The sequence below is a fragment of the Thermanaerothrix sp. genome, assembly GCF_056331585.1.
Genome location: NZ_JBWGPQ010000062.1, coordinates 1 through 6,935, shown reverse-complemented (window position 1 = coordinate 6,935; position 6,935 = coordinate 1). Strand labels below are relative to the sequence as shown.

7 protein-coding genes and 1 tRNA gene are annotated in these 6,935 nt (G+C 51.7%); 4 read left to right on the top strand and 4 right to left on the bottom strand.

Annotated features, from left to right (window positions below; genetic code table 11):
• Nucleotides 1-14: 14 nt before the first annotated feature.
• Nucleotides 15-89: transfer RNA gene (locus AC01YT_RS13290), tRNA-Val, on the bottom strand.
• Nucleotides 90-212: 123 nt separating this feature from the next.
• Here AC01YT_RS13290 and AC01YT_RS13285 point away from each other — a divergent pair.
• Nucleotides 213-935: a helix-turn-helix domain-containing protein gene (locus AC01YT_RS13285; protein ID WP_476676180.1), complete on the top strand. Its 723-nt coding sequence runs from the start codon at nt 213-215 to the stop codon at nt 933-935.
• A gap of 105 nt (nt 936-1,040) precedes the next feature.
• On the opposite strand, the gene AC01YT_RS13280 is transcribed toward AC01YT_RS13285, so the two are convergent.
• The 3 genes from AC01YT_RS13280 to AC01YT_RS13270 are packed head-to-tail and all read right to left on the bottom strand — an operon-like array spanning nt 1,041 to nt 2,821.
• Entirely contained in the window at nt 1,041-2,021 is a 981-nt protein-coding gene (locus AC01YT_RS13280; RefSeq protein ID WP_476676178.1) for a tRNA(Ile)-lysidine synthetase, read from the bottom strand.
• A complete protein-coding gene (locus tag AC01YT_RS13275; protein ID WP_315625877.1) occupies nt 2,015-2,215 on the bottom strand; it encodes a MoaD/ThiS family protein in 201 nt (66 codons plus the stop codon). The genes AC01YT_RS13280 and AC01YT_RS13275 overlap by 7 nt, the downstream gene beginning before the upstream one ends.
• 54 nt (nt 2,216-2,269) lie before the next feature.
• Nucleotides 2,270-2,821, bottom strand: a complete 552-nt coding sequence (locus AC01YT_RS13270; RefSeq protein WP_476676176.1) for a mechanosensitive ion channel family protein — start codon at nt 2,819-2,821, stop codon at nt 2,270-2,272.
• A gap of 342 nt (nt 2,822-3,163) precedes the next feature.
• Here AC01YT_RS13270 and AC01YT_RS13265 point away from each other — a divergent pair, with 342 nt between their 5' ends.
• From AC01YT_RS13265 to AC01YT_RS13255, 3 genes are read left to right on the top strand one after another with little or no spacing between them, the layout of a single operon-like run.
• Complete coding sequence (locus tag AC01YT_RS13265) at nt 3,164-4,714, top strand: acyl-CoA carboxylase subunit beta (protein ID WP_476676174.1); 1,551 nt, start codon at nt 3,164-3,166, stop codon at nt 4,712-4,714.
• Between the two features lie 29 nt (nt 4,715-4,743).
• Nucleotides 4,744-6,255 carry an acetyl-CoA carboxylase biotin carboxylase subunit gene (accC, locus tag AC01YT_RS13260; RefSeq protein ID WP_476676172.1) on the top strand — a complete coding sequence of 504 codons (1,512 nt, stop codon included), beginning with the start codon at nt 4,744-4,746 and terminating at the stop codon, nt 6,253-6,255.
• 25 nt (nt 6,256-6,280) lie between these two features.
• Complete coding sequence (locus tag AC01YT_RS13255) at nt 6,281-6,787, top strand: acyl-CoA carboxylase biotin carboxyl carrier protein subunit (RefSeq protein ID WP_476676170.1); 507 nt, start codon at nt 6,281-6,283, stop codon at nt 6,785-6,787.
• Nucleotides 6,788-6,935: the final 148 nt, after the last annotated feature.

The window sequence follows — 6,935 nt, the reverse complement described above, 5'->3', positions numbered from 1 at the left end:
AATCCCTGTGAAGGTGGGCGCGGAGGGTCTCGAACCCCCGAACCTCACGGATGTGAACCGTGCGCTCTAACCAACTGAGCTACGCGCCCTTGCAACCGCGATTATAGCAAAATACCCCCGGTTTGACAAGCACTTTCAGACCCCCTGTTGGCGCAACGTAGTAAAGTCCCCTTTGTGCAACGTTAAAATGTCCTTTTTGAAGGGACAAACACATGGATGCACTACTGCAAACGAGTAACCGAGAAATCAACCGACTAGACATCATGCAACGGATCAAGGACAAGCTTTTGACGCAAATCGAAGCAGCCCAGTTGCTGGCTCTGAGTGTACGGCAGGTCAAAGGGCTCTACCGGGCGTATAAAGCCGAGGGCGTAGCAGGGCTGATCAGCCGACGGCGGGGTAAGCCCAGTCACCATCGGCTGGATGGAGAAACCCGTCAAAAAGCGCTTAATCTGCTCTTTGACCGCTACGCCGACTTTGGGCCGACCTTAGCCCACGAGAAACTGACCGAGCAGCATCACCTGTGCATCTCACGGGAGAGTGTGCGCCAGCTGATGATTGCCGAAGGCTTGTGGAAGCCGAGACGGGCGAAGAGACCGCCGCTGTATCAGATGCGTGAGCAGCGTTCAATTCAAGCAGGCGATCTACCCAATCCAATCTCAGCGCCTCGCCTATGCCCTGCGCCATGCCCGCATCACCGTCTGCCAGAAACCCGACGGAAACGTTACCATCCTCTACCAAAACCAGCCCCTGGCTTATACCGTCTGCCGGAAACCTGCTCGACAAACCACTATCGTGGATACCAAGACCCTCGACCGCCAAAACCAAACCCCACCACTTCAACGGCAAACCTATTGAGCAGGCCTCTCCCCAGGGGACTGACTAAAATCGCCGTCTGTTGCCCTTTCTGGATCTATATAGGCATGCCAGACTAATCCGCTCATCCCAACCCGATCTGCCTTCCACCTCTTCTCAACCCTTCTGTGGGGACATCTCTACGTTGCAATTCGGGGGACAATTCTATTTTGTATTGACATCGTTCACTTGGGCTGCACTGGCGTCCCCAGTGTTCCCAGCGACTCACTCTCGAACAAGCGGCAGTAGGCACACAAACCGGGTGATGTGGTTGGTTGACCGCACCGAGGGCAGGGGTGTAATTCGAGCAGGTTTTCTTCCTCACGGGGAAGAATTAACTGCCCGGAATCACGCGCCTCCAGAAAACCGAGGTAAAAGCGCAGTTTTGCCCCCGGTTCAACTTCTTCCAACCGATTGAGCAGATCTTTATAAAGCAATTGTTTACTACCCTCAGCAAAGGGACATTCATCTTCAATATAGGCAATACCCCGTACCAGAGAGTAGGCTGCAGTTTCGCGTTCGCTGAAGCGACAGAAAGGTTTGACCTTACGGGCAAATCCCGGCGATTCAGGCAATACAGGGGATTGACGCCGCATTTGCTCCAAATTCCAATGAAAGACGTTTCCAAACAGAAACGCTACTTCGTCATCCAGGTTGTGAGCAGTAGCGAGGACATTAAATCCCAAGTCCAATGCGGCTTGGTTCATATCATGACGCTTAATTAGCCCACATACCGCACAGGGTTTATCGCGTCCACGACGAGTACGCCGGGCGATCTCGGGTACCGTCTCGCCATGAACTTGCGCCACATTGATCACATGAAGTACTAAACCGCGTTGTTCGGCAAACTCGCGTGCCAAGCGCTCTGATTCGGTTGAGTATTGGATCCCCTCATCAATTCCCAAGTGGATATACAGACCCTCCGCATGGTAACCTAACTGCCACAGCACATCCCACAAAGCCAGTGAGTCCTTACCCCCCGAAACAGCCACCAATACTTTCTCTTCGTGGGTAAACATGTGATATTTCTCAATCATGCGCTGAGTCTGTTGAACGAACCACTCGATATAATGTGTCCGACACAACGCCAGCCGGTGCTGACGCATCCGAATGACGGCACGCTCATCACATTTGTGACATTTCATCGAAACATGTACGCTCACCATCCACCTCCAGAGATTGAGGGGACAATCTTGACTACATCGCCATCTCTTAACACATCGTTCTCATTAAGCAACTCGCCGTTGCGCACAACCAAGTGCGACTCGGGAGATAGGTTTAAGTGTTTCAAAGCCTCTTTGACCGTCATTGTCCCTTCAAGTTGATATTCTTGCTTGCGCAAGATTAACACCACCGCCATATTTTGACCTCCTCTATCGGAATTTAGATTTTAACACGTTTTTGTCGCCAGATTTTATTCGGGTTCCTGCACCACCCCACCGGCCAGGTGCGGTTTGCTGAGGTTAACCACCATGCGAATCTCGCCATTGGGTAAGATATGAATATTTCCTTCTCCATCTCGCACTCGAGTAATCCGCAAGGTCATCTCCTCTACCACGCCTTCGTGGTCTCCAACTCGAATTGTATCCCCTAGCTCAAATTGTCCTTCCAGAAGGATAAAGACTCCGTTGATGAGATCACGCACCAGCGTTTGGGTCCCTAGAGAGAGAGCCAACCCCAAAACACCTGCGCCGGTCAAAAGAGGCAAGATATTAATGCCCATCGTGTGCAACACCATAAGCAATGCCAACACAACAATCACTACATTGACAGTGTGTTGTCCAAGTTGAACGAGAGTATGAATACGCCCCTTACGTTGCGGTAATGCCACCCATCGCGTCAATAGCCGTTTCTCAAGGGCATGAAAACCTGAGACGCTCAGCCTCTGAGCAACGATCGCCAAGATGATAATAAATACCGGTTTTGCCAATAATGCCACTACTTGAACCAACGAGAACCCCAACATTTGCTACCTCCGTTTATAAGTCATAGAGACGTAACAAAAAAGGTACTGCCAAACAACTCCCTCACTACCAGTCCCAAGTATATCAAAGTGGATTTCGTTCCAAAGAAAGTTTGATAGATTTTGAGGGTTCTGTCGAAATAGGATAAACACCGTCATATATTCCAGAGAACGAGTATTAAGACGGCTACCAATGAACATACTCTGCGCAAACTGCTCCTTGGCTCAAAATCCCGCAACGAAACGCGTTAACGGGGTTAATTTGATTAGGTCAAGGATGCGCAGGCATCCAAGCACATTGAAGAGAACCACAATTGCCCAACCTGAAGATTAAGATATCCCGCTATGAGTGAAAACCCTAAACTCCAACGCTTACGCGCGCTCAAGGCCCAAGCCCGCCTGGGAGGCGGCATCGAACGTATTGAGGCTCAACATAAAAAAGGACGATTAACTGCCCGCGAGCGCATTGATCTTTTACTTGATCCCGGTTCATTCCGTGAACTCGATACGCTGGCACTTCACCGCTGCCATGACTTTGGCCTCGATCAGCAACGTTACTTGGGCGATGGAGTTGTAACCGGCTGGGGGACGATCGAGGGCCGTCAGGTTTTTATTTTCTCCCAAGATTTCACCGTGCTCGGGGGCAGCCTGGGTGAGATTCATGCACAGAAAATTTGCAAGGTTATGGACTTGGCCATGAAAAACGGTGCTCCCCTGATCGGTATTAACGATTCGGGTGGAGCACGCATTCAAGAAGGGATAGATGCGCTGGCCGGCTATGGGGACGTGTTTTTGCGTAATACCTTGGCTTCAGGGGTCATTCCTCAAATTTCTCTGATCATGGGGCCCTGCGCCGGGGGAGCCGTCTATTCACCGGCTTTGACCGACTTCATCTTTATGGTCCGCGGTTCATCGCAAATGTTCGTCACCGGTCCTGAGGTCGTGAAAGCAGTCACCCACGAAGAGGTCACCTTTGAACAACTGGGAGGGGCGGATGTTCACGCCCAACTCTCAGGTGTTGCGCACCGCGTTGCCGAGAGCGAAGCCGAAGCCTTATCGCTCACCCGTCAACTGCTTGGTTACCTGCCTTCCAACAACATGAGTGACCCGCCTTTTGTTGCGTCTTCGGATGATCCTGCACGCACGGAAGAAGCCCTCGATAACCTGGTTCCGGATGACCCTTCGCGCGCCTATGATATCAAAGCCGTTTTAAACTTCATCGTGGATGATGGGCAATTTTTTGAATTACAAGAATCTTTTGCTCCCAATATTGTCATCGGATTTGCTCGCCTTGGAGGTTACAGTGTAGGTATCATTGCCAACCAACCCGCTGTATTGGCTGGGGTGCTCGATATCCATGCTGCCGAAAAGGCTGCCCGCTTTGTCCGCTTCTGCGATGCTTTCAACATTCCATTAGTGACCTTTGTGGATGTGCCCGGCTTTATGCCCGGCACAGCCCAGGAACATGGTGGTGTAATTCGCGCCGGGGCAAAACTCCTCCATGCCTATTGTGAAGCCACCGTGCCTAAACTTACCGTGATCACACGCAAGGCTTATGGTGGGGCTTATATCGTGATGAGCAGCAAGCACTTGCGGTCGGACCTTAACCTGGCCTGGCCTTCCGCCGAAATCGCCGTCATGGGCCCCGAAGGTGCTATGAACATTATCTTCCGAAAGGAACTAGAAGCCTCTACAAACCCCACTCAACGCAAGGCAGAACTGGTACAAGAATATCGCGAAAAATTTGCCAATCCCTACGTAGCGGCAGCACGAGGGTACATTGATGATGTCATCGAACCCCACGAAACTCGCCCACGCCTGATCGAAGGCTTACAAATGTTGATCAACAAACGCGATACCAATCCATTTAAGAAACATGGCAACATCCCTTTGTAACTAACCTTAAGGAGACCAAAGGAGGCCCAATGTTTAAGAAAATTTTGATTGCTAACCGCGGCGAAATCGCCGTTCGTATTGCCCGTGCCTGCCGAGAATTAGGCATTCAAAGCGTAGCGGTTTACTCAGATGCTGATCGCCAGGCTCTCCACGTGCGTTATGCCGATGAGGCTTATTACCTTGGTCCATCACCGGCACGCGAATCCTATCTCTGCGCAGATAAGATTTTAGCCCTTGCCCGCAAATGTGGCGCTGATGCTATTCATCCCGGTTACGGTTTCCTGGCCGAGCGAGCTGATTTTGCTCAGGCTTGCCAGGATGCAGGAGTCGTCTTTATTGGGCCCAAACCCTCGGCTATTGCCGCAATGGGCGATAAAGCCGTGGCTCGCGCGACTGTGGCCGCCGCCGGCGTTCCGGTCGTGCCCGGTACCGAGGGAGAAGGGAACCTCAGCGATGAGGAACTATTAGCCATCGCCCCCCAAATAGGCTTCCCCCTGCTTATCAAAGCCACCGCTGGTGGTGGGGGCAAGGGCATGCGCGAGGTGCGCTCCCTAGAAGAAATGCCGGATTTACTCAAATCCGCGCGGCGTGAAGCTGAAGCTGCGTTTGGCGACGGAAATATTTACCTTGAAAAACTCATCCCTGGCGCACGACATATTGAATTTCAAATTCTGGCAGACCAATTCGGGAACATCGTTCATCTGGGTGAACGCGAATGCTCCATCCAACGTCGCCATCAGAAGTTGGTGGAAGAATCCCCCTCACCCTTGCTCGTCGAGAACCCCGACCTACGCGCCCAGATGGGCGAGGTAGCCGTTCGTGCAGCCCAAGCCGTGGGATACGTCAATGCTGGAACCATCGAGTTTCTGGTTGATCAAGATCGCAATTTTTACTTTCTAGAAATGAATACGCGTTTACAGGTAGAACATCCGGTTACTGAAATGGTGACCGGCATTGATCTGGTCAAGGAACAGATACTGATTGCTATGGGGCGCCCGTTACGTTTTAGTCAGGAAGACATCCAAATCCACGGAGCGGCTATTGAGTGTCGTATTAACGCCGAAGACCCCGCCCATAACTTTATCCCTATGATAGGACAGATTCGCCATTTATTTACCCCGGCTGGGCCTGGCGTCCGTCTGGATAGCGGAATTTATGCTGGCTATGAGATTACGCCTTATTACGATCCCCTGATCGCCAAATTGATTACTTGGGGGGAATCCCGCGTCGAAGCTATTCAGCGCATGCGGCGGGCGCTCGAAGAATTGCGTATCGTCGGAGTGCAGACCAACATCCCCTTCCACCTGGCGTTATTGAATAACCCCCGTTTCATCGCCGGCCAGTGTGATACTTCCTTTGTAGACAACCATCTAGTCACACTCCAAAACAGCGATGAAAAAACTGCCGTCCTGCTAGCCGCCATTACAGCAGCACTGGTGACTCACCGCCAACGTCCACAGACAGTTGCCCCATCCTATCATTCGGCACGCCCGATCAGCGCTTGGAAATGGGTAGGGCGATGGGAATACGCCTTGCGATAGCTCGATTGGACCATCAAGGGGTAAAATGACCGGCTACGTGGTGCGCATCGGTAATCAAGAGTATCACATCGAGATCCTAGATGATCATCATGTTCGCCTTAATGGTGAAATCATTGAGGTGGATGTGGCGGCCCTTACCGATTCCCCTCTACTCTCACTCATCGTGAACGGTAAATCCTACGAGGTGCTGGCTTCCCCCCAAGGTGAAGAGTGGGAGATCCACCTTAAGGGACGTACCTACCTCGCTCAAGTTGAGGACAAGACGGCCTATACTTTGCGTAAAGCCAATCCCACCAACTCAACCGAGCGCTCGGAGTATGTCCTTCAAGCCCCCATGCCTGGCTTGATCGTGGCCATTCCGGTCAACCAAGATCAAACGGTCGAAGCTAACGACGTTCTGATTGTTCTAGAGTCGATGAAAATGCAAAATGAATTACGCGCCCCTCGCGCCAGCCAAGTCGTTGAAATCTACGTTAAACCCGGGGAACGCGTGCTTCAGAAACAAAATTTGCTCCGGCTGCGCCCGATTTGAGTTGCCTTTATTTCTCCTGGTTCATGAGGCATGACCTTGGGGTTACTAACAAAAATTGAACAAGGTCGCTTTTTCCATCCCCTTTAAGTTCAAAGTGGGCCCGGCAGGATTCGAACCTGCGACCAAGCGGTTATGAGCCGCCCGCTCT

What these genes read in the sequence shown, in the direction of transcription:
- AC01YT_RS13285 (WP_476676180.1), top strand. Translation starts at nt 213, where the DNA reads ATGGATGCACTACTGCAAACGAGTAACCGAGAAATCAACCGACTAGAC.
- AC01YT_RS13280 (WP_476676178.1), bottom strand. Translation starts at nt 2,021, where the DNA reads ATGGTGAGCGTACATGTTTCGATGAAATGTCACAAATGTGATGAGCGT.
- AC01YT_RS13275 (WP_315625877.1), bottom strand. Translation starts at nt 2,215, where the DNA reads ATGGCGGTGGTGTTAATCTTGCGCAAGCAAGAATATCAACTTGAAGGG.
- AC01YT_RS13270 (WP_476676176.1), bottom strand. Translation starts at nt 2,821, where the DNA reads ATGTTGGGGTTCTCGTTGGTTCAAGTAGTGGCATTATTGGCAAAACCG.
- AC01YT_RS13265 (WP_476676174.1), top strand. Translation starts at nt 3,164, where the DNA reads ATGAGTGAAAACCCTAAACTCCAACGCTTACGCGCGCTCAAGGCCCAA.
- accC (WP_476676172.1), top strand. Translation starts at nt 4,744, where the DNA reads ATGTTTAAGAAAATTTTGATTGCTAACCGCGGCGAAATCGCCGTTCGT.
- AC01YT_RS13255 (WP_476676170.1), top strand. Translation starts at nt 6,281, where the DNA reads ATGACCGGCTACGTGGTGCGCATCGGTAATCAAGAGTATCACATCGAG.